This is a genomic window from Bradyrhizobium japonicum USDA 6 (assembly GCF_000284375.1).
Lineage (GTDB): Bacteria > Pseudomonadota > Alphaproteobacteria > Rhizobiales > Xanthobacteraceae > Bradyrhizobium > Bradyrhizobium japonicum.
In genome coordinates, this window is the sequence record NC_017249.1 from 6,317,113 (window position 1) to 6,335,179 (window position 18,067).

Sequence of the window (18,067 nt, forward strand, 5' to 3'; positions counted from 1 at the left end):
CAGGAGCGAGATTGCCACACCTACTGCTATCGCTCTGACGCAATATGCTCAAGGCTCGTCGAATGCTCGGCGTCATGCAGCGCCGGTCCTCCTCGCTTTATGGGTTCACGGCCTAGTCTTCATCCGGCTCGCGTACGACTGCCGGTTCGTCGTCTTCATCCTCCTCTTCGTCGTCCTCTTCGTCGTCCTCGTCTTCATCAGGATCTCGGGGCGGCATCGCGGTGCCCATAGCTACGAGCGGCGTCCAGAAGGTCGCTGTGATGAAAAATGCCTCGAAATCGTGTTGCCTCATGTCGTTGTTACTCCTCGAAAAGCATGCGCAGTCGAATATGCCTGACTGACGACATCCGGATGTCCAGGGCACGATCGCTCCTCCGCGACGGCGATCGGATCGACAGCAGCGGCAAGGGGCGGCCCCCCACAACTGGCGGCGTTTACGAATACTTTATGCCCGAGGACGCATCAGGTTCTATATTGACCAACACTTCGCCGGCAGTGATTTGGGGATCCCCAAGATCGAGGTCATGCAGACTTGCCTGAATAAACTCCATTATCCTGGCATTCGCTGCATTGGCGCTTTCGCGGTCCTCGAATATCATCACGGCGACACCGACGCCGTCGCCCCCATCCAGCACGTAGTACGATCTGAATCCGTGCGACTGCTTCAGGATCTGACCGACGCCGCTCTTGGCGCGGCGGGCGGCGTCCGCAACCGAACGAACCTTGGTGTACTTGCGAATGACGATGTACATGAGGTCACCACGCGTTGCAGTTCCCGTCCCACGCATCAAAGCATACCGGCCCCGGTTGGGCCAGGGCGCTGCTCCGGATGGCCGCGCGCCTTTCTCCAGTGAGCCAACCTCGCCCCGCAAGCGGGGGCGAGGTGCCGAGGCTCAGGACCCCTCGAACTTGAACGAGACGTTGAGCTTGGCGCGATAGGCCTCTACGTTTCCCTTCTCATCCAGTTGCACATCGAGCTTGACGACCTCTGCAATGCGAAGATCCCGGAGAGATTTTGCAGCTTGCCCGACCGCATTGGCGGCCGCCTTCTCCCATGAGTCGCTGCTGGTACCGATCAGTTCAATGACCTTGTAGACGCTATCAGGCATGTCGTCCTCCTGTTCGGTCTGAAGCAGGAAGCAGGTGCTCCCTGCCGTTGTGAAATCTAGCATCAGGATGTCGGCGCTGATACGACGCGATAGGGACTCGGACGCCGCCCGGGGGCCCGATAAGGACAAACCGCATTTGGCGGAGATCGCGGCTTGTGGCCCGAAGCCGCGGTGCGATCAGGTCGTCGTCAGGCGGCTCTCAGAGGCCTGGACCTGACCACCCGCGTCAGCATCGGGAAATGCTTGTTGCCGCCTGCGAAGGGCGGGAACTGAACGAAGTCCGCGCGCATGCGCTTGATCACGTCGGAGCCGAGCGCGTGCGCGAGGGCTTGCGGGCTGTCGAACACCAGCTTGTTGCGCTGCATGTGCTCGACGCGCTGCGACGGCAGCCGGTCGACCCAATCGATGCGGGTGTAGATCTCGATCTGGCGAACATCAGGGAAAGTTCGCATGATCGATGGATGATGCTCGAGATAATGCAGGTTCCAGGCGTTCATGTCTTCCGCCGGGCCGGGATAGTGCACGAGGTAGCTGCACGGAGTGGTCGTGCCTGCCGGATGCGCGGCGACGTCGACGGGAAACGCGCGTGTCAGCATGACCTGGTGCGTGACGTCCAACCCGGCGAGGCTCGCCAGTCCGGCCCCCATCGCGAGAACGGTAAGGATACCACCGCGGTCCATTGCCGCCTCGCAGGCGAGCAGGTCCGGAAACCGTAGTTGAAGCGCAAACACCGGGCCGGATCCATCGGCCTTGTAGGGATGATCGACCGACTGTTCGAGCGGCGTGAACAGCAGGCTCTCGGTCATGTCAGGGATCGATCCGACCAACTCCGCTACGGCGTCAACCTCGTCAGGATGAATTCGCCGTTCGCCTGCCGGATCGGAGAATGTCATGAAGAGCGAGATCATGTGGGTGCTGCCTCGGTGCCCTCGCCCACGCTCATATGCGCCATCAGCGCGGCGCGAATGTCATCCGGCCACGGGATCGCATGATGATCCACCAGCGACGTCGCGGCCAGGATCTGCCGCGCGCGCCAGCGCATGCCGTTCGCGCCGGAGACGACATGCTCCAGATGGAGCGACGATCCACCGACCCGGCCGATGCGCAATCCGAACGTCAGGCGATCGCCGAACATCGACGGCCGGGAGAAGTCGCAGGTCAGGTGCACCGTGGGCGTCCCGATCTTCCGGACCGTGATCAATTCCGGCCATGGAAAGCCGATCCTCGCCCAGAAGTCTTCGACGACGCCGTTGAGGATGTTCAGGTAGGACGGGAAGTACGCGATCCCCGAGGGATCGCAGTCTCCGAACCTCAGCTCGCGGTCGAACGAGAACGACGTCATCAGATCGCAACGACCGGATGCCGGATCATGCCGACGCCATCGATCCCGGCTTCCACCACGTCGCCCGGCCACAGCCATTCCTGGGGATTCCTGCCGGCGCCGACGCCTTCCGGCGTTCCCGTTGCGATGATGTCGCCCGGCTCCAGCGTCATGCCCGATGAAATGTCCGATATCAGGACCGGAATGTCGAAGATCATGTATTTGGTGTTGGAGTCCTGCTTCATGACCCCGTTCTTCGTCAGCCACAGCCGCAGGTCATGCGGGTCGGGGATCTCGTCCGCGGTCACGATGCAGGGGCCGAACGGCGCATAGGTGTCCATGCCCTTGGAGAAGATCCACTGCCCGGCGCGGCGATTGTCGCGCGCGGAGATGTCGATCATCACCGAATAGCCGAAGACGTGGTCCATCGCCTTGTCGGTCGCGATGCGGGTTGCGGTCTTGCCGATGATGACGGCGAGCTCTACTTCCCAGTCGAGCTGCTGCGTCATCTTCGCATTGTGCTGAATCGCGCCGCCGGGGCCGATCACCGACGTCGGCGGCTTGGAGAACACGACCGGCTGCTTCGGCAGATCCTTGTCCGTGTCCAGGCTCTTCGCGGACTCCGCCACATGCGCGCGGTAGTTCAGTCCGATGCCGAAGATGTTCTTGCGGGGCCGCGGGATCGGCGCCTGCAGCCTCACGTCTTCGACCGGAACGGCGGAGCCGGCCGGCAAGCGTCCATCGGCATCGTCCAGACGCTCCTTCAGCGCCGGCAGCAATGTCACGCTGTTGTCGACGAACGACAGCATGTCGCTCGGCCATGCAAAGCCATGCGACGCACCGAGGTGCTCGACGTCCACGACCAATCCGTCAACGAGGACCCCGAGGCGGGCACCGCTGGAGCCCAAGATGTAGGTAACAAGGCGCATGAAGCTCTATCCGGCTCTTTCGGTTGAATTCTATGCGGGGACGTCAGGCGGCAACCGGCTGATGGCCGGCGTTGTCGCCATAGGCCTCTTCCCGGTAGAAGCCGAGACTCTCGATGACGGGCAGATCGTTGAAGCAGAACAGGCACGCGTCCTCGCTGCCCGAGGCATTGCCGTGCTCATGCCAGGCCCAGGAGGGAACGCAGAAGATGTCGCGTTCCTGCCACTCGAAGCGCTGGCCGGCGATGATCGAATAGCCGCGGCCCTTGGCAACCTGGTAGATGAAGCTGCCGGTGTGCCGGTGCGACTTCGTCTTCTCGCCCGGCCGCAGCAGCTGCATGCTCGCGCCGATCGTCTGCATCACGTGCCCGCCGGTGATCGGATTGACGTAGTTCATGAGAATGCCGTCATAGGGCGAACCGTCGGTCGCGGCGGCGTATTTGCGCAAGGACTCGTAGGTCGGCTCCCATTCGTATTTGAACATGGGCGAATAACCCTTCGACCATTTCGAATCCGCCGGCCGAAGCCCGGGATTGCCCCAGGTCTTGGTCATGTCGTCCACGGGATAGCCGGAATCTTCCTGCTGCACCTTGGGATGGACCGCGAAAAAGTTCGCCTCCAGTGCGTTGACGAGCGGGATATCCAGGCCGTCCTGCCAGATGCAGACCGAGCCGTTGCCTTCGACGCCATGCTCGTGCCAGGTGCCGTTCGGCGTGAGCACGAAATCCCGCGCCCCCAGCGTCATCTTGTGCCCATCGACGATGGTGTAGGCGCCCGCCCCCTCCATGATGAAGCGCAGGGCTGAAGCCGAGTGCGCGTGCGCTGTTGCTACTTCGCCGGGATGCATCACCTGCAATCCCGAATAGAGCCAGCCGACCGCCGCCGACACGTCGCGGCGGCCGGGATTGTTGAGGTAGATCACCCGCCGCCCCGCCTTTTCCGGCGAGACCAGCTCGACCGAGCGCAGCACGTGCTCGCGCAGATCGTTGTAGCGCCAGAGCACGGGAACGGACGCCGATTGCGGCGCCCACGGCTCGATCTTGTTGGCGACCGTCCACAGCGCGCCCGCTTCGTACTTTTCCAGGTCCTTGTAATAGGCCTTGAGCTCAGGGGTATCTTCGACATTGGCCCGGCCGACGACGTTCTCGCGCATCCTATCCTCCAAGTCCTGTCCGACGACGTCCTGTTTGGTAGCGTTGCATCGCGCCCCGAACCGTCATTCCAATTTGCCGGGAATCGACGAGAAGCCCACCTGCTCGTCTCCCGCGGCACGCTCTGTCTCCATCAGGCCGAGCGGCGCCAGAGGGCGGCGGTTGACCCGCAAATCGAAAATGTCGAACCGGTTGTAGTGCCCGACGATGTCATGCATCTGCTTCGGCTGGATGCAGCGGTCGAGGTCGATGTCGGCGTAGACGATGCCTTCGTCGTCGATCAGGGGATCGCCGACCACGCGGCCGTCAGGTCCGATGATGCCGGAGAACGCGCTTGATTTGCGCTGCAGGCGCGCACGCGCGTCGGGGACGACCGTTTCCATCGCCGTGATGATCTCCTCCGACACGGTCGAGCAGGAGACGATCGTAAAAATCTTGCCCTCAAAGGAATGGGCGATCGCGCGCAACTTGATCGCCTCCGCCATGTCGTAGTCGGGGGCGCGACCGGAAGCGAGATGTAGCTGGCGACATGCACGAGCTCACCCTGACCCAACAGCGCAAAGCGCGCGAGCGTGTTGGTGTTCTCGCCGCAGGCGAGCCCGCCGAGACGCCCGATCTCGGTATCATAGACGCGCAGGCTCGATCCGTCACCGCCGGTCCAGGTCAGCTTCTCCGCCCAGGTCGGCACCAGCTTGCGGTGCTTGCCCAGCACCGCGCCGTCCGGCCCGATGAAGACCAGAGTATTGTAGATCGCGCCCAGCGACACCGGGCTGCGCTCGTTCACGCCCAGCACGACGTAGCATCCGGTATCGCGCGCGGCCTTCCTGACGGCATCGACCTCCGGACCCGGCACCAGCACCGATGCCTTGGCGAGCTTCTCGAACCATGCGCTGCCCGTGACGGGATCGGTGATCCAGTTCCAGTAGGGATAGCCGGGAACGAACACTTCGGGGAACGCGACGAGCTTCGCGCCATTGGCTGCGGCTTCACGGATCAGTGAAGCCGCCTTGTCGGCTGTCGCGCCCGGGTTGAGGTAGACAGGTGAAGCCTGGACGGCGGCAGCTCTAAAGCGAGGCAGCTTCAGCATTGGCCCTACCCTGTCGCTGGCTCATGATCGCCTTGCCGGAGCAGAGGTCCGCAAGCGTGATAGCATGGCGCGGCGTTGACTTACTTCACATATAAACGTATGCTATCGCATATTTCTGGAGGGTGCAATGGCTGAACGGTCTTTTGCTCGGGAAGTCGAGGATCTCCGGCTCGGCGACGGCGATACGTTCCGCGGCGAAGGCATCCTCGCCATCACCAAGGCGCTGCTGCAATCCGGCGTCGCCTATGTCGGCGGCTACCAGGGCTCGCCGATCTCGCACCTGATGGACGTGCTCGCCGACGCCAAGGACGTGCTCGACGATCTCGGCGTCGTGTTCCAGAGCTCCGCCAACGAAGCGGCTGCGGCGGCGATGCTGTCGGCCTCGGTGATGTATCCCCTGCGCGGCGCGGTGGCGTGGAAGTCGACGGTCGGCACCAACGTCGCCTCCGACGCGCTCGCCAATCTCGCCTCGGGCGGCGTCACCGGCGGCACCATGATCATCGTCGGCGAGGACTATGGCGAAGGCTCCTCCATCATGCAGGAGCGGACCCACGCCTTCGCGATGAAATCGCAGATGTGGCTGCTCGATCCCCGCCCCGATCATGAGTGCATCGTCAATCTGATCGAGAAGGGTTTTGAGCTCTCCGAATTCTCGAACACGCCCGTGATGCTCGAGGTTCGCGTCCGCGCCTGCCACATGCACGGCAGCTTCGCCTGCAAGGACAACGTCAAGCCGGCGCACACCATCAAGGACGCGCTCAACAGCCCCAGGCGCGACGTCAACCGCATCGTGCTGCCGCCGGCGGCCTATGAGCACGAGCAGGAGAAGATCAAGACGCGGATGCCCGCCGCGATCGGCTTCATCCGGGACAATAGGCTGAATGAATGGATGGGGCCGAAGCAGGGCAAGGTCGGCATCATCATGCAGGGCGGCATGTACAACAACGTGATCCGCGCGCTGCAATATCTCGGGCTGTCGGATGCCTACGGCAACACACAGGTTCCGCTCTACGTCATGAACGTCACCTACCCCGTGATCGACACCGAGGTCGCGGAGTTCTGCGTCGACAAGGACGCCGTCCTGATCGTCGAGGAAGGCCAGCCTGAATATCTGGAGCAGGCGATCAACACCGTGCTCCGCCGAAGGGACATCCAGGCGCGCATCCACGGCAAGGACGTGCTGCCGATGGGCGGCGACTACACCGCGCAGGTCCTGCTCGGCGGCGTCAGGGACTTCCTGGAGAAGACCGAGCCGCGGCTGCTCGGCAACCGGCCGCCGGCGCCGGACGCCGTTCCCGTGCTCAATCACCCCGCGGTCGAGAAGCTGAAGCAGGTCGTGCCGGCGCGCCCGCCCGGGCTCTGCACCGGCTGCCCGGAGCGGCCGATCTTCGCCGCGATGAAGCTCGTCGAGGAAGAGCTCGGCCAGCATCATGTCTCGGCCGACATCGGCTGCCATCTGTTCTCGATCCTGCCGCCCTTCAATATCGGCGCGACCACCATGGGCTTCGGCCTTGGCCCGGCCTCGACCTCGGCCTTCAACGTCAAGGCCGACAAACGCTCGATCGCGGTGATGGGCGACGGCGGCTTCTGGCACAACGGACTGACCAGCGGCATCGGCAATGCCGTGTTCAACAAGCACGACGGCGTGTTCGTCATCGTCGACAACTATTACACCTCGGCGACCGGCGGTCAGGACATCCTGTCCTCGCGCGCGATCAACAAGCGGCGCGACACCAACAATTCGATCGTCAAGGCCGTGAAGGGCATCGGCGGCCAGTGGGTGCGCCAGCTCGACCGCACCTATGATGTCGGCAAGATGCGCGACACGCTGAAGGAAGCGCTGACGACCAAGGAGGAAGGCCCCAAGGTCATCGTCGCGTCCTCCGAATGCATGCTGAACAAGCAGCGCCGCGTGAAGCCGCAGATCAACAAGGCGATCAAGGACGGAGTGCGCATCGTCAAGGAACGCTTCGGTGTCGACGAGGACGTCTGCACCGGCGACCACGCCTGCATACGGCTCTCGGGCTGCCCGTCGCTTTCGGTGAAGCAGCTGGACGATCCCTTGCGCGACGATCCCGTTGCGGCGATCGACAATTCCTGCGTCGGCTGCGGCAATTGCGGCGAGGTCTCCGAGGCCGCCGTGCTCTGCCCCTCGTTCTATCGCGCGGACGTCATTCACAATCCGACCGGCTGGGACAGGTTCAAATCCAGGGTCGCGATGGCCATGATCGGCTGGCTGCAACGGCGGCGTGATCGCCGGCGTCCGGCACTCGAGGCGTTGGCATGAGAGACGAGACGGTCCGGCTGGCCCTCCCCGCCGGCGGCGAGGCAACCGAGCGGCCGATCTCCATCGCGATCGTCGCGATGGGTGGCCAGGGTGGCGGCGTGCTGACCGACTGGATCGTTCAGTTGGCCGAGAACCATGGCTGGGTCGCGCAATCGACCTCGGTGCCCGGCGTCGCCCAGCGCACCGGCGCCACGATCTACTATATCGAGGCGATGCCGCCGCTCGACGGCCGCAAGCCGATCCTGTCGCTGATGCCGACGCCCGGCGACGTCGACGTGGTGATGGCGGCGGAATTCATGGAGGCCGGCCGGTCGATCCTGCGCGGCCTCGTGACGCCGGATCGCACCACGTTGATCGCATCCAACCACCGGTCGTTTGCAATCGGCGAGAAGATCGCACCGGGCAACGGCATCGCCGACGGCGGCGCCGTCACCGGCGCCCTCGGGGTTGCCGCCAAGACCGAGATCATCTTCGATCTGAATGCGCTGGCGATCGCGCATGGCAGTGTCATCTCGGCCGCGATGTTCGGCGCGCTCGCGGCGGCCGCTGTGCTGCCGTTCAGCCGCGACAGCTATCTCGACGTGATCCGCGCAGGTGGGAAAGGCGCCAAGGCCAGCGTGGAGACGTTTGAAGCCGCGTTTGACCGGGTCAAGACCGGCTCATCCGAGGTCACAGCGCCGGCGCCATCAAAGCAGGCCGGTCACGTCCCCTCTCCCGCGACGCCCGATCCAGATCTTGCCGGGCTCATCACAAGACTGAAGCAGGAGCTGCCCGAGCCTGCGCTCACCATGGCCCGCGCGGGCTTGAGGAAGGTCGTCGACTTCCAGGACGTCGCCTATGGCGCCGAGTATCTCGACATTCTCAAGACGCTGCACGCGGCCGACCGAAACGCCGGCGGTGGTGCGCGCGCCTATGCCTTCACGGAGGCGGCGGCGAAGTACCTCGCCAACGCCATGACCTATGACGACGTCATCCGCGTGGCCGACCTGAAGACACGCGCCGGTCGCCGCGCGCGCATCGAGAGCGAGCTCGATATGTCGCAGGGCCAGGTACTCCAGACCACCGAGTTCATGCATCCGCGCATGGAGGAGGTCATGGGCGTGCTGCCCGTGGGCTTCGCTCGCTGGCTCGGCGCGCGGCCACGCCTCCTCGGCTGGCTCGATCGCCGCGTCAACCGGGGACGCCGGGTGCGGACCTACTCGCTGCCCTGGTTCCTGACGCTCTATGTCGTGGCCGGACTACGCGGCCTGCGGCGCCGCTCGCTACGTCACGCCGTCGAGACCGCGCATCGGGACGGATGGCTCAAGGCCGCAACCGACGCGGTCGCCGCCAACTACCAGCTCGGTGTCGAGCTCCTGCAATGCCGACGCCTCGTGAAAGGCTATTCCGATACCCACAGCCGCGGGCTGTCGAAATTCGACAGGACACTGGAGGCGATCAAGCTGGTCGAACGACGCGAGGATGCCGCCGATTGGGCCCGCCGCCTGCGCGAGGCCGCGCTGAAGGACAGCGCCGGCAAGGAGCTCGACGGCGTGATCCAGACCATCAAGACCTTTGCATGATTCCATCGGAGGGGACGCCGGAGTGGATTGCCGTTCGCCCCCAAGACGTCAGGATCAGGCGACTTGACTACGATTCTCAAATTGTTAATCGGAGCGAAAGACCTGCGATAATCCCTCCAATCGACGAGACATCTTGTACTCGATGGTCATGCGATGCCAGCAGCACTCAAAGAGAACATTGCTCCCGTCCCTGGGCAGATCGAAACCCGGCTCTGGCTGCAATTGCTGTCGCTGCATGGCGAGCTGTTCGCGTCGCTGAATTCGACGCTGAACGCCGAGTTCGGCCTGTCGCTCGCAAAATTCGACGTGCTGGCCCAGCTCGATCGCTACCGGGATGGCCTCGCGCTCGGGCAGTTGTCGCAAAATCTGAAAGTCACCGGCGGCAATGTCTCGGGGCTGGTGCAGCGTCTTCTCGCCGACGACCTCATCAGCAGGGAAATGTCGAGCGAGGACCGGCGGTCCTTCATCGTGCGCCTGACGCCGAAGGGCGAAGCGCTGTTCAGGAAGGCGGCCGACGTCCACAAGAAGCATCTCGGCAAACGGCTCGAGAACGTTTCGGCCCGGGAGCTGGACGGTGCGCTGTCCGTACTGAAATCGCTTTCTTCAAAACTTCATACCGAGAGCAAGAAGCAAAGTCGCAAGAGATAATGGCCAGAGAATCCAAGAGCAGATGGAAGTCGGGTCCGCCGAGGACGAGGGACCAGCTGCAAACCTACATCCCGTATCTGTTCAACCGGCTCGCCAATCGCTGGAATCTCGATCAGAACCGCGACCTGAGCGACCACGGCATCAACAATGTCGTGTTCCGGACGCTGTCGGTCCTGTTCATCTACAAGACCCTGACGGTCAACGAGGTCGCCGTTCTCGCGGTGACCGAGCAGTCGACGGCGAGCCGCATGGTCGAGTCCATGGTGTCATCGGGCCTCGTCAAGCGCGAGATCGCGGAGGAAGACCAGCGCCGCCGCGTCGTGGGTCTGACCCCGGACGGCGAGGCGCTGCTGCGCAAGATCTGGCCGATCATGGCGAGCAACTACGACAAGCTGATCGAAGGCATCGAGCCCGACGACATCGAGGTCTGTGCGCGCGTGCTGGCCAGGATGGTCGAGAACATCCGCCAGAACCAGATCTAGGTGACGGGCGTTACGGACCGAGCCCGACGAGGCTGGTGCCGCCGCAGACGTAGAGCACCTGGCCGGTGACGAAGTCCGAGCGCTCATCGAGGAAGAAACTGATGGCGTGCGCGACATCCTCGCGCGAGCCGAGCCGCCCGACCGGGACGTTGCGCGCCATCCGCTCCTGCTGCTCGGAGCCCTTGGGAATGATTCCCCAGAAATTATCGGTCAGGATCGGCCCTGGCGCTACCACGTTCACGGTGATGCCGCTCGCGGCGAGCTCCAGCGCCCAGGTCCGCGCCATGCCGTGCACGCCGGCCTTGGTCGCGGAATAGGCCGACCGCGTCGCCGCGCCCATCGCGGCCCGCGAGCTGACGAACACGATGCGGCCGAAGCGGCGCGCACGCATCCCCTCCAGCGCCGCCTGGGTCAGCAGCATCGGCGCGCCCAGGTGCAGCTGCGCCAGCATCAAGATGTCCTCCGGCTTCGCATCGGGCAGCAAATTCGGCAGGATCACGCCGGCATTGTGCACGAGGCGATCGACGGGGTGATCACGGCAGATCTCCTGCGCGATCGCGCGCGTCTCCTCGATATCGGAGAGGTCAGCGCGATAGGCTGCGAGCAGATCATGCGTCCAGTCCGGCTTCTCCAGACCGACCGAGACCACGCGCTGCCCGCTCTCGACGAGCTTCTTCGCCAGCGCCTCGCCGATCCCCGAATTGCCGCCGGTGATGAGTGTGGTGCGGATCTCGCTCATGATCAAAGCTGCCGCCGCTTGAGGTCGCGAAGGTCGAAGAACGCACCATCGCGCATCAGTCTGGCGACGAAATCCTTCAGGCCGCCGCGCTGGATCTTCTCGGTCGCGGTCAGCGGCAGGCTGTCGACGAAACAGATCCAGCCCGGCGCCTTGTAATAGGCCATCTGCTCCAGGCTCCAGCGCACGATCTCCTCGGCGCGCGCGCGGTCGGCACCGGCCTCCTCGGCGATGATGACCGCCGCAACCTCGTCGCCGCGCACCTGATCGGGCGTCGCGGCCACCGCGGCCTGCCGGATCGCGGGATGGCGGTTGAGGACGGACTCGACCTCGACCGCGGCAATGTTCTCGCCGGAACGGCGGATCACGTTCTTCTTGCGGTCGACGAAATGGAGGTCGCCGTCCGCATCGCGCGACACGATATCGCCGGTGTGCAGCCAGCCGCCGTCCCAGGCCTCGGCGGTGGCGGCCTCGTTCTTCAGGTACTCGCGGAAGAAGCCGTAACGCGGGTCCGCACCTGCGCGCCGCACCAGGAGCTCGCCCGGCGTCCCGACCGGCACGTCGTTGCCGCTCTCGTCGACGATACGAATGTCGACCTCGGCGGCCGGACGTCCGAAACAGCTCGTGCCGATCTTGCGCGGCTCGACATTGGCGGCGATGACGCCGCCGCTTCCCGTCTCGGTCATCGCCCAGGCCTCCAGCAGCGGAAAGCCGAAGCGCTCCTCGAACGGCGCATGCAGGAGCTTGTCGACGCCGGCGCCGAAGCCGAAGCGCACGGTGTGCGCCCGGTCCTGCTCGGACGGCGGCGCGCTCATCAGCATCGAGGGCATGACGCCGAGATAATGCAGGCAGGTGGCGCGGCTGTCGCGGACGGAAGCCCACCAGGTACGCGGATGGAAGCGATCGAGCATGGTGAGGCTGCCGCCGACCGACAGCATCGCCATCAGCGACACCGCCATCGCGTTCATGTGAAACAACGGCAGCGGCGTGATCATGCGCTCAAAATCGGGCTTGAGATCGATCAGCCCGCCGACGTCGCGATACCAGTTTCCGGAATACAGGAAATAAGTGTTGGTGAGCACGCAGCCCTTGGGCTGTCCGGTCGTCCCGGACGTATAGAGCAGCGCACATTCGGTCGCGCCGTCACCCGTGGCGGCCGGCCGCGCGCCACCGAATGGCGCGGGTACATCGTCTTCGCAGGTCACGACCGGGATCGGCCGGCCGGCCTGGCGCGCCGCAATCTCGACCTCGTCGCGCCGCTCGGCGAGGACGAACGCCGCATTCATCTCGGAATGCGCAATGATGTATTCGAGCTCGCTGATCCGCAAATCGGGATTGATCGGCACGACGGACACGCCGAGCCCGTTCAGCGCGAACCACAGCTCGACGAACACCGGCCGGTTCTGGAGCAGCAGCCCGACCCTGTGGCCTTCGCCATAGCCCCGGCTTGCAAAAGCCGAGCGCCAGCGCTCGACGCGATCGAGCATGGCGCGGTAGGAAATCTCGCCCGCCGCGATGCCATAGATATCGGCGGTCTCCGGCAGCACGTTGAGGAAGCCCGCCTCCTCCCGGCGAAGGGCGGTGTCGCGAAAGCGGGCGTAGACTGTGGTCGCAGCGGTCAAGGCGTGCTCACATGAAAAGCTGGATGTTGCCGAACGGCGCGTCGAAATTGACGAGATCGACCCGCTTGAGCTTGATCTTCAGGGCATCGCCGACCTCTACGAATTCGTGCGACGCCCATCCCGAATAGCGCTCCAGCAGATCACCGCGGGTCTCGGTGTAGATATAGGACGTCCGCGCCTTGTAGACGCCCGCAGCCGGGTCGCACGCCACGATCCGCGGTGCTTGGAGAAGATGATGGCAACGGCTCTTCGGCTTCTGGCTGAAGGTCCGCTCGCCGGCGAGCCGCTCGACCCGCACCTTCAGGAGCAGCAGATCCTCGTACATCAACGACGGCTGCAGCACCGGATCCTGCTGCTGCCATTCGAGCGGCATCCAGTAGCGCCCTTCGGGGTGAAACAGATCGAGCCAGGCCTGCCATTGCATCGTGTCGAGCAGCTCGGCTTCCAGATAGATGAAGTCCGTGATGGCCTTCTCGTCGATCATTCCGCGGCCTCGACACACTTGTCCATGTCCATGGTCATGAATTTCGACCAGGCGTGGAACTGGTTTCGCATCTGTCGCTCGGACGTGCCGTTGATCACGGCCGTGACGTCCTGCTCTTCATGGCTCTCGTAGAGGCGCCGCAGATTGACCCATTGATTGCCGTTGGACTTCAGCCCTTCCTGCGCCCGCTCGTACATTTCGAGATCGTCGTGCCCGACGATCGAGGTCGGCGCGTTGATGAAGCGGTTGTACATCAGCGCCCGCTCGTAGAGCTTGTCCGGCGCGCCGACCAGGCGATAGACCCAGCTCTCGACCAGCGTCCTGTCGACCGCGATCGGGATGAAATTGCGCAGGATCTGCACGGCACCCTTGACCATGATGTTCGGGAAATACACCGTGTTGTGCCTGACCTCGCCGAGGATCGAGTGCGCCCGCTCCTCGCCATAGGCCGCGACCATCCGGCCGAGATAGCCTTCGATGTCCGAATAGTTGGAATGGATGGAGTTGGCGACGCCGGTATGGCCATGGCCGTTCGGCCAGATCCTGATGCCGCTCTGTTCGTAGAACTCGTACGGGCTCATGAAGGGACCGTAGAGCTGCACCGCCATCGGTGTCTCCGTGGAAGAGCCCTGCTCGCGCTTCCAGACCTTGACCGCGGTGCCGGCCGAGCTCTCATGCGCCACCATCGGATGGCAGGTGTCGGTCTGGTTCTCGACCAGCATCTTCCAATTGCAGGTGTGCATGTAGCGGATCGGCGTCGCCTGGACTGCGAGCTTCCCCTCCGGCGAGCGGTCGACCATGTTGTCGATGGTCGAAAGGCTCTCGCCGAAATAATCCTCGAAGGACACGCCTGAAACGCTCAGGCGGGCGAAGATGAAATCGCGATAGATCACGACGTTCCTGACCTTCGACAGTCCCTCATTCGCCTGCGTGTCGCCAAAGCCGGTGCCCTCGTAGCCCTTCTTCAAAGGGATCGCGAGCAACGAGCCGTCGGTCTTGAACGACCAGGCGTGATAGGGGCAACGGAAGAACTTTCCGGTGTTGCCGCAGGGCTCGGAGGCGATCTTCACGCCCTTGTGCGGACAGCGGTTGTAGAAGACGTGGATGGAGCCGTCGGTGTGGCGGCTCGCCAGCACCGGCTGACGGCCGATATTGGCGGTGATGAAATCGCCGGGCTTTCCCAACTGGCTCGCGTGCCCGACATAGATCCAGCTGTTCGGGAACAGGTGCTCCATCTCGAGCTCGAAGATCTCGGGGTCGACATAGACGTCGCGGTGCACTTCGGCCTCGCGCACCAGCGCCGCGATCGCGTCGGCATTCTGTCGGTATTTCGCCATGACGTCCCTCGCCTCCCCTAGAGATCCAGCACCAGACGTTCCGACTTCGCGCGTGACACGCAGATCTGCATGACCTTGTTGGACGCCCTCTCGTCGTCGCTGAGGATGACGTCGCGATGGTCGGGCACCCCTTCGATCACGCCGCACTGGCAGATGCCGCAATCGCCGCGCTGGCAGTCGTAGAGCACGTCGAGACCCGCGGCCTCCAGCGCCTGGATGATGGTCTGACCGGCCGCGACGCTGACGACCTGCCCGGTCGATTTGAGCTCGACCTCGAACGGCAAGTCGGGCGAGGACGATTGCTCGGCCTTGAAGAGCTCGTAGTGGATGCGGTCGGCCGGAATGCCCCTGCCGAGCGCAGCCGCCTTCACCGCATCAATCATGCCGGCCGGGCCGCAGACGTAGATGTGGGCGTTTGCGGCGGCATCGCCGAGCGTCGCTGCGATGTCCAGGCGGGACTCGTCGCTGTCGTAGTGAATGGATAGCCCGTTGGCGCATATCTCCTGCAGGTGCGGCAGGAACGCGAGCAGGCCTTGCGCGCGGCCCGCATAGTGCAAGCGATACGGGCTTCCCCGGGCCGCGAGATTCGCCGCCATCGACAGGATCGGCGTGACACCGATGCCGCCGGCGAACAGCAGCGCGGGCGCCGCTTCCTCATGCAGATGAAAATTGTTGACCGGCGCCGTTGCCTTCACGACATCGCCGATCTTCAGCGCGTGCATGAACTGCGAGCCGCCGGTCGAAGCCTCCTCGCGCAGCACCCCGAGCGCCAGCGTACCCTCGGGAAGGCCCGGCAAAGCCATCAGCGAGTACGGCCGGTCGCCTCCATTCGGGAGCGCCACGCGGATATGGGCACCCGCCTGCCATCGCGGCGCAACGCCGTCCTCCACGCCAAACACAAGGCTCCGTATGAACGGCGTCTCCGCGGCATACGATCTGACCTTGAGCTTGAGCGGATGCGTGTCCATTCAGGCATCTCACGAATTATATGAATTTGCATATTTTTAGACATGTAATAATTAGCTGTCAATCGCTGGCGCAGGCTCAGGCTCGGATTGCAGTCCGAGGCAGGTCTCGTTGGTGCAGGAGTGGCACTGCCCCCTCCGAGGTTGCCCACGCCTCAGCGGAAGACGGGTCACTCCGAAGAACGACCGGCCGTGCTTTCAATGGACTTTGCTTGATCCGCCCGTGCGCACGGCGCCTTTGAGCGCCCGCCCCGATCCATCATGGGCCGCTGGAAGATTTCAACTCAAGCCATTAATTTTGCTGAGATATTACATCGCCGGCACCGTGTTCAGTGCCCTGGTGACCGCGCAAGAAGACAGCAATCGCGCTGCAAGCATAGCAATCGCTCTGGAGCGGCGAAGCATCCACGCCGCTAAGGGTTGGGGTAGCAAATCCAAGACCAAGCCATGTCCCTGTTCCCGAGCGGCACCGCCACACCCGCCTCCATTGTCGAGGCTCAGAAGGCCGTTCTGGGCAATCCACCAAAGGCACGCGCGAGCTTTGCCAAGGGCCGCTGCGTCCGGGGGACCTACATCCCTTCGGATCGGGCCGACGAGGTCACGAAGTCGCGGAGCTTCACGACACCATCGCGCGTGCTGGCGCGCTTCTCGGTGGACGGCGGTCCCCACGAATCCGAGACCATGGATCTCGCGCTACGCGGCTTCAGCTTCAGGCTCGGCAACGACGAGCATCGCTCCGACATCCTTACACAGAGCGCTCCGGTTCATTATGCGAGGACGCTCGATCAGATGCTGGCGTTCCTCACCTCGCGTATGCCTGGTCGCGACGGAAGGCCGGACCTGGAGAAGATCAAGGCCTTCTCCACCGCCAATCCCGAAACGCTGCGTCAGGCGAACTACATCGCCGCGCATCCGCCTCCCCCGAGTTTCGCCGGCACGACCTACTGGGCCGTCCACGCCTTCCCCGCAACGAATTCGAAGGACGAGACGCAGTTCATCAAATTCAAGGTCGTCCCGGTCGGTAGCGAGCTCGCGGCGATCGGGGGCAAGGCCAGGACGACGTCCGCCGATGTCCTGCGCGACGATCTCAAAGGAAGGATCGCGACGCGCGATATCCGGTTCAGCCTGATGGCGCTGCTCGGTCGTCCTGACGACCCGACGCGGGATGTTACGATCCGGTGGCCGGATGAGGACATCCGGGAAGCCGTACGGCTCGGAACGATCGTGATCACCGCGATCGAAGCGGACGAGACGTGCGATACCTCCGGCTTTGATCCGGCAAATCTTGCGGAAGGAATCGGTTATCCGCCGGATGAGATCTTCGCGGCGCGCCGCGCCGCCTACGCCAATTCACTGGCGCAGCGCCGCTGATCGGACGATCACGTCTCGCTGTCCCTGATGCCGAGCGCTTCGCGGCGCCATGCCGCCGGGCTGACGCCGACCTGCGCCGAGAACACCTTCGTCAAATGGCTTTGATTGGCGAACCCGACCGAGATCGCAATCTCCGACAGCGGCAGGTCGCGCAGGGTCATCAACTGCTTTGCCGCCTTCACACGCTGGCGGAGCAGCCACTGATGAGGCGGAAGGCCGGTCGAGATTCGAAACGCGCGGGAAAAATGGCTAACCGAGAGATCGAACTCGGCCGCGATCTGTTGCAGTGAAAGCGTCCCGCCAAGATCCGAGTCGAGCCTTTCGCAGGCTCGCCGCACCTGCCATGGGGAAAGACCGCCCCGGGCCGCATCCGCGACGCGCTGCCATCCGCCATAGGTCTGGGCAATGTGGGCCGTGAACGCGAGCATCATGTGGTCGATGAAGAGCTGGTTGGCCTCCGCCGGACGACGCAGCCCTTCCAACATCAGGGCGCCGACATGGCGCATGATCTCGTCGTCATGGCCGAAACCGTACCGGCATGCGAGGTCGCCAATGGGCGGCGTGCGGGCTTCGCGCGCGATGCCGTCGAGCGTCAGACGGGGAAGATAGAAATGGACGGAATGGAACGGCTTGTCGATGACGAAGCGCGGATCGTGCCGGAGATCGTACAGATATGTCGTACCGGCCCTGACGTCCGTCTTCGTGAAGCATTTGCCGTGCTCCCAGAGCTCGCAGTCAGGATAATCCTGCAGCTTCAGGCTGACGAGATAGGCGTCGTCGGCAAGCGAGCCGGAAAGACCCTCTACCGGCTCACTGTTCAGGGTTTCGGTGACCGCAACGTCGACGCCTCGCCGCGACCGCGCGATCAGCGAAGGCGGTGCATCCGCCAGGCTCAACTGCCGCTTGACCCTCTGTCCGAAGGTGCCAGCCAGTGCCATTCGATCGACCCATCCGTGGAATTCCGACCAGGCAACCCGTC

General features: G+C 63.9%; 19 protein-coding genes and 1 pseudogene. 5 read left to right on the forward strand and 15 right to left on the reverse strand.

From position 1 onward, the window contains the following. Positions 1-112 precede the first annotated feature (112 nt). From BJ6T_RS29955 to BJ6T_RS49260, 9 genes and pseudogenes are all read right to left on the reverse strand, one after another. Entirely contained in the window at positions 113-292 is a 180-nt protein-coding gene (locus BJ6T_RS29955) for a hypothetical protein (protein WP_014496292.1), read from the reverse strand. Between the two features lie 142 nt (positions 293-434). Further along, a complete protein-coding gene (locus BJ6T_RS29960) occupies positions 435-752 on the reverse strand; it encodes a hypothetical protein (protein ID WP_028169646.1) in 318 nt (105 codons plus the stop codon). A gap of 141 nt (positions 753-893) precedes the next feature. Further along, positions 894-1,109, reverse strand: a complete 216-nt coding sequence (locus BJ6T_RS29965) for a dodecin family protein (protein WP_014496294.1) — start codon at positions 1,107-1,109, stop codon at positions 894-896. Between the two features lie 188 nt (positions 1,110-1,297). Then, the gene (locus BJ6T_RS29970; protein ID WP_014496295.1) at positions 1,298-2,017 is read right to left on the reverse strand and encodes a hypothetical protein; all 720 of its coding nucleotides are present in this window, start codon (positions 2,015-2,017) and stop codon (positions 1,298-1,300) included. Continuing rightward, the gene (locus BJ6T_RS29975) at positions 2,014-2,451 is read right to left on the reverse strand and encodes an acyl-CoA thioesterase (RefSeq protein ID WP_014496296.1); all 438 of its coding nucleotides are present in this window, start codon (positions 2,449-2,451) and stop codon (positions 2,014-2,016) included. The genes BJ6T_RS29970 and BJ6T_RS29975 overlap by 4 nt, the downstream gene beginning before the upstream one ends. Then, complete coding sequence (locus BJ6T_RS29980; RefSeq protein ID WP_014496297.1) at positions 2,451-3,359, reverse strand: fumarylacetoacetate hydrolase family protein; 909 nt, start codon at positions 3,357-3,359, stop codon at positions 2,451-2,453. The genes BJ6T_RS29975 and BJ6T_RS29980 overlap by 1 nt, the downstream gene beginning before the upstream one ends. 43 nt (positions 3,360-3,402) lie before the next feature. Continuing rightward, positions 3,403-4,509 carry a cupin domain-containing protein gene (locus tag BJ6T_RS29985; RefSeq protein WP_014496298.1) on the reverse strand — a complete coding sequence of 369 codons (1,107 nt, stop codon included), beginning with the start codon at positions 4,507-4,509 and terminating at the stop codon, positions 3,403-3,405. A gap of 63 nt (positions 4,510-4,572) precedes the next feature. Continuing rightward, positions 4,573-4,992 (reverse strand): nitrilase-related carbon-nitrogen hydrolase, encoded by a 420-nt coding sequence (locus BJ6T_RS49255; RefSeq protein WP_283808193.1) that lies wholly within the window; start codon positions 4,990-4,992, stop codon positions 4,573-4,575. An 89-nt stretch (positions 4,993-5,081) separates the two neighbouring features. Further along, positions 5,082-5,594 (reverse strand): annotated as a pseudogene (locus BJ6T_RS49260) (nitrilase-related carbon-nitrogen hydrolase); the annotation flags it as partial. Between the two features lie 127 nt (positions 5,595-5,721). Here BJ6T_RS49260 and BJ6T_RS29995 point away from each other — a divergent pair. The 4 genes from BJ6T_RS29995 to BJ6T_RS30010 all read left to right on the forward strand — a co-directional run bounded on the left by BJ6T_RS29995 (position 5,722) and on the right by BJ6T_RS30010 (position 10,573). After that, the gene (locus tag BJ6T_RS29995; RefSeq protein WP_014496301.1) at positions 5,722-7,881 is read left to right on the forward strand and encodes a thiamine pyrophosphate-dependent enzyme; all 2,160 of its coding nucleotides are present in this window, start codon (positions 5,722-5,724) and stop codon (positions 7,879-7,881) included. Continuing rightward, complete coding sequence (locus tag BJ6T_RS30000; RefSeq protein ID WP_014496302.1) at positions 7,878-9,443, forward strand: indolepyruvate oxidoreductase subunit beta family protein; 1,566 nt, start codon at positions 7,878-7,880, stop codon at positions 9,441-9,443. The genes BJ6T_RS29995 and BJ6T_RS30000 overlap by 4 nt, the downstream gene beginning before the upstream one ends. A gap of 153 nt (positions 9,444-9,596) precedes the next feature. Beyond that, the gene (locus BJ6T_RS30005; protein WP_014496303.1) at positions 9,597-10,091 is read left to right on the forward strand and encodes a MarR family winged helix-turn-helix transcriptional regulator; all 495 of its coding nucleotides are present in this window, start codon (positions 9,597-9,599) and stop codon (positions 10,089-10,091) included. Then, a complete protein-coding gene (locus tag BJ6T_RS30010; RefSeq protein ID WP_014496304.1) occupies positions 10,091-10,573 on the forward strand; it encodes a MarR family winged helix-turn-helix transcriptional regulator in 483 nt (160 codons plus the stop codon). The genes BJ6T_RS30005 and BJ6T_RS30010 overlap by 1 nt, the downstream gene beginning before the upstream one ends. A gap of 10 nt (positions 10,574-10,583) precedes the next feature. On the opposite strand, the gene BJ6T_RS30015 is transcribed toward BJ6T_RS30010, so the two are convergent. The 5 genes from BJ6T_RS30015 to BJ6T_RS30035 are packed head-to-tail and all read right to left on the reverse strand — an operon-like array spanning position 10,584 to position 15,720. Continuing rightward, positions 10,584-11,312: an SDR family NAD(P)-dependent oxidoreductase gene (locus BJ6T_RS30015; protein WP_014496305.1), complete on the reverse strand. Its 729-nt coding sequence runs from the start codon at positions 11,310-11,312 to the stop codon at positions 10,584-10,586. 2 nt (positions 11,313-11,314) lie between these two features. Then, positions 11,315-12,931, reverse strand: coding sequence for an ATP-dependent acyl-CoA ligase (locus BJ6T_RS30020; protein WP_014496306.1), 1,617 nt, complete (start codon positions 12,929-12,931; stop codon positions 11,315-11,317). A 7-nt stretch (positions 12,932-12,938) separates the two neighbouring features. Next, positions 12,939-13,415, reverse strand: a complete 477-nt coding sequence (locus tag BJ6T_RS30025) for an aromatic-ring-hydroxylating dioxygenase subunit beta (RefSeq protein ID WP_014496307.1) — start codon at positions 13,413-13,415, stop codon at positions 12,939-12,941. Further along, positions 13,412-14,752 carry an aromatic ring-hydroxylating dioxygenase subunit alpha gene (locus tag BJ6T_RS30030; RefSeq protein WP_014496308.1) on the reverse strand — a complete coding sequence of 447 codons (1,341 nt, stop codon included), beginning with the start codon at positions 14,750-14,752 and terminating at the stop codon, positions 13,412-13,414. Before BJ6T_RS30030 ends, BJ6T_RS30025 begins: the two co-directional genes overlap by 4 nt. Positions 14,753-14,769: 17 nt before the next feature. Further along, positions 14,770-15,720, reverse strand: coding sequence for a PDR/VanB family oxidoreductase (locus BJ6T_RS30035; protein WP_014496309.1), 951 nt, complete (start codon positions 15,718-15,720; stop codon positions 14,770-14,772). Positions 15,721-16,164: 444 nt separating this feature from the next. On the opposite strand from BJ6T_RS30035, the gene BJ6T_RS30040 reads away from it, so the two are divergent. Next, positions 16,165-17,088, forward strand: coding sequence for a catalase (locus BJ6T_RS30040; RefSeq protein ID WP_014496310.1), 924 nt, complete (start codon positions 16,165-16,167; stop codon positions 17,086-17,088). A gap of 8 nt (positions 17,089-17,096) precedes the next feature. Here the strand turns inward: BJ6T_RS30040 and BJ6T_RS30045 are convergent, their stop codons facing one another. Continuing rightward, entirely contained in the window at positions 17,097-18,026 is a 930-nt protein-coding gene (locus BJ6T_RS30045) for a helix-turn-helix domain-containing protein (RefSeq protein WP_014496311.1), read from the reverse strand. Positions 18,027-18,067 lie beyond the last annotated feature (41 nt).

Excerpts from the sequence above, each read along its gene's own strand:
- BJ6T_RS29955 (WP_014496292.1), bottom strand. The coding sequence starts at position 292 with ATGAGGCAACACGATTTCGAGGCATTTTTCATCACAGCGACCTTCTGG.
- BJ6T_RS29960 (WP_028169646.1), bottom strand. The coding sequence starts at position 752 with ATGTACATCGTCATTCGCAAGTACACCAAGGTTCGTTCGGTTGCGGAC.
- BJ6T_RS29965 (WP_014496294.1), bottom strand. The coding sequence starts at position 1,109 with ATGCCTGATAGCGTCTACAAGGTCATTGAACTGATCGGTACCAGCAGC.
- BJ6T_RS29970 (WP_014496295.1), bottom strand. The coding sequence starts at position 2,017 with ATGATCTCGCTCTTCATGACATTCTCCGATCCGGCAGGCGAACGGCGA.
- BJ6T_RS29975 (WP_014496296.1), bottom strand. The coding sequence starts at position 2,451 with ATGACGTCGTTCTCGTTCGACCGCGAGCTGAGGTTCGGAGACTGCGAT.
- BJ6T_RS29980 (WP_014496297.1), bottom strand. The coding sequence starts at position 3,359 with ATGCGCCTTGTTACCTACATCTTGGGCTCCAGCGGTGCCCGCCTCGGG.
- BJ6T_RS29985 (WP_014496298.1), bottom strand. The coding sequence starts at position 4,509 with ATGCGCGAGAACGTCGTCGGCCGGGCCAATGTCGAAGATACCCCTGAG.
- BJ6T_RS49255 (WP_283808193.1), bottom strand. The coding sequence starts at position 4,992 with ATGGCGGAGGCGATCAAGTTGCGCGCGATCGCCCATTCCTTTGAGGGC.
- BJ6T_RS29995 (WP_014496301.1), top strand. The coding sequence starts at position 5,722 with ATGGCTGAACGGTCTTTTGCTCGGGAAGTCGAGGATCTCCGGCTCGGC.
- BJ6T_RS30000 (WP_014496302.1), top strand. The coding sequence starts at position 7,878 with ATGAGAGACGAGACGGTCCGGCTGGCCCTCCCCGCCGGCGGCGAGGCA.
- BJ6T_RS30005 (WP_014496303.1), top strand. The coding sequence starts at position 9,597 with ATGCCAGCAGCACTCAAAGAGAACATTGCTCCCGTCCCTGGGCAGATC.
- BJ6T_RS30010 (WP_014496304.1), top strand. The coding sequence starts at position 10,091 with ATGGCCAGAGAATCCAAGAGCAGATGGAAGTCGGGTCCGCCGAGGACG.
- BJ6T_RS30015 (WP_014496305.1), bottom strand. The coding sequence starts at position 11,312 with ATGAGCGAGATCCGCACCACACTCATCACCGGCGGCAATTCGGGGATC.
- BJ6T_RS30025 (WP_014496307.1), bottom strand. The coding sequence starts at position 13,415 with ATGATCGACGAGAAGGCCATCACGGACTTCATCTATCTGGAAGCCGAG.
- BJ6T_RS30030 (WP_014496308.1), bottom strand. The coding sequence starts at position 14,752 with ATGGCGAAATACCGACAGAATGCCGACGCGATCGCGGCGCTGGTGCGC.
- BJ6T_RS30035 (WP_014496309.1), bottom strand. The coding sequence starts at position 15,720 with ATGGACACGCATCCGCTCAAGCTCAAGGTCAGATCGTATGCCGCGGAG.
- BJ6T_RS30040 (WP_014496310.1), top strand. The coding sequence starts at position 16,165 with ATGTCCCTGTTCCCGAGCGGCACCGCCACACCCGCCTCCATTGTCGAG.
- BJ6T_RS30045 (WP_014496311.1), bottom strand. The coding sequence starts at position 18,026 with ATGGCACTGGCTGGCACCTTCGGACAGAGGGTCAAGCGGCAGTTGAGC.